Origin of the sequence: Devosia sp., assembly GCF_036676215.1 — a bacterium.
Classification (GTDB): domain Bacteria; phylum Pseudomonadota; class Alphaproteobacteria; order Rhizobiales; family Devosiaceae; genus Devosia.
Genome location: NZ_JAKFDJ010000098.1, coordinates 1 through 2,038 on the forward strand (window position 1 = coordinate 1; position 2,038 = coordinate 2,038).

Genomic DNA, 2,038 nt, shown 5'->3' on the forward strand with positions numbered 1-2,038 from the left:
GGTCCGGCCGGTGCCCAGCGAACGCAGGTTGAGCGCGCTGATGCCGGCCGCGCCGTTGCTGAGCGCCCCTGAGGAGCTGGCCGCCGTCGAGCTGCCGGCCACCGAAGGCATTGTGTTGACGAAATCGGCGATGTTCGCTGGCGCGGCGGCGGCGATTTCCTGGGCCCCCAGGACGTTCACCGGCGTCGGCGCGTCATAGCCGTCGCGCGCGATCCGCGATCCCGTGACGACGACCTCGTCGACGGCGTCGTCGCCCGCCGCCGTGTCCGTCTCGGACTGGGCGAAGGCGGCCTGACCCGACACGAGAAGGGCTGCCACGCTGACCGTCGCGAGCGCATGGCGTCGAACGTTCAATGCCGACCGAAGGCTTTCTGCGAGCTTCATTTCTATCCCCAGATAAGTGTTCGTTAATTTAAGCGGGCGACCTTCATTGTAATTCTTGTCACGATGCGCCTTTGGGAAGGGCAAAGCGGTTCCATCTGGCGCCGATATACTCGACACGCCGTCTGTTAGACTTGGTATTGAATCCTCGCCCGACCGTCCAAACGGTTGGACTCGCCGCCCGGAAACTAGGTCCCGGCCCACCGCGATAGCTCGCGGCGCATCCCGTTTGTTTCCACCCCCGTGGACCGCCTCTGGAGGGCGGAGCAGCAAATGTTCGCGCGGCGGTTGGTGACGGTTGGTGGCGCAAGACCACCACGCGCCCCGATCGCGATTGAGGTCATGCTAATCCGGCGCGCAAATTTGACTTGCGAAATGCGGGTTTTCAGCGCCGAAAATGGGTTTGTGCCGCTGATTTATGCATGGAGTCACAGGATCGATGTCGAAATCCGAACAAATTGAGCTTGATGACGTCGATTATCGCCTCCTGAGGGAGCTCTGCATCGACGGGCGGGCTTCGGACGTCTGGCTGGGGGAGAAGATCAATCTCTCCAGCACGGCCGTGGCGCGACGGCGCAAGAGCCTGGAGGAGCGCCAGGCGGTGCTGAACTACTCGGCCAACCTCAACATGCCGATGCTCGGCTATAGCGTGGTGGTGTTCGTGGCCATCGAGCTGAGCTCCCAGGCGGAGCGGGCCTTGAATGAGTTCGAGCGCGAGGTGGTGAAGTGCCCCTCGGTCTCCTATTGCGGCTTCGTCTCCGGCGATACGGACTTCCTGCTCATGCTGAACGTGGAGTCGTTCGAGGACTATGACCGGGTCTATCGCCGCGAACTCTCCACCCTGCCGCACGTGGCGAAGATCCGCAGCAGTTTCGTGATGCGCGAGGTCGCGCGGCGGGGCACGCCGCCGATCGTGTTCCAGGACAAGGCCTAGGAATCCGTTCGGGGAGACGCTGGGCGCCTCCCCGAACTACTCCGCGCAACCGGCCTCCGCGCCAGGCGCGCGGAGAGGCTATTTGGCCGGGGGATTGGGATACTTGACGCCCATCTGTTCCAGATAGCTCTTATATTTCTTGGGGTTGTAGTAGTAGGGCTCCATCTTCGGCCGCATCTGGGACATGATCTCGGCGTTCAGGTGGATGCCGGGCTTGTCGTCCTTGGTCAGGACCGGATCGTACTTCCGATCCTTCAGCTGGACGTTCTGGAAGTAGTCCTTCGCCGCGGTGACCAGCGATGGCGTGGTGGCGATGTCCAGCACGGTCAGGGCCACGGCCTTGGCCCCGACAACAACGCCCTTGTGAGCGATGGGCGTCGCCATCGCCATGGCCGCGGTGACGTTGTGGCCGATGGCGTTGGGCACGTTCGAAGGATAGCGGATGGTGATGGTCGGGACCGTCCACATGACGTCGCCGATGTCGTCCGACCCGCCGCCCATCAGGCCGGTCCGGCTATCCGGCGTCGAGAGCGGCGCCACCTCGGCTCCAAGTGGTTCAAGCTTAAACTTGTTCACCTCCTGAACGCTCTTGGCGAAGGCCTGGTCGTCGGCGGACCACTGAGGCATGCCGACGCTCTTGATGTTGGCGTAGGCGGCCTCCGCCAGCGGCTTGTTCCCGAAATTGGGCGCGGCGTAGCCGAGCAGCCGGCGCTCCACCGTCGT

At 63.5% G+C, this 2,038-nt stretch carries 1 protein-coding gene and 2 pseudogenes; 1 reads left to right on the forward strand and 2 read right to left on the reverse strand.

What is annotated here, in order from left to right:
- Window positions 1–384 (reverse strand): annotated as a pseudogene (locus tag V6M52_RS09985) (hypothetical protein); the annotation flags it as partial.
- 436 nt (window positions 385–820) lie between these two features.
- On the opposite strand from V6M52_RS09985, the gene V6M52_RS09990 reads away from it, so the two are divergent.
- Window positions 821–1,315, forward strand: a complete 495-nt coding sequence (locus V6M52_RS09990; RefSeq protein WP_332700910.1) for an Lrp/AsnC family transcriptional regulator — start codon at window positions 821–823, stop codon at window positions 1,313–1,315.
- A gap of 78 nt (window positions 1,316–1,393) precedes the next feature.
- Here V6M52_RS09990 and V6M52_RS09995 read toward each other — a convergent pair.
- A pseudogene (locus V6M52_RS09995) lies at window positions 1,394–2,038 on the reverse strand (amidohydrolase); the annotation flags it as partial.

Excerpts from the sequence above, each read along its gene's own strand:
- V6M52_RS09990 (WP_332700910.1), top strand. The coding sequence starts at position 821 with ATGTCGAAATCCGAACAAATTGAGCTTGATGACGTCGATTATCGCCTC.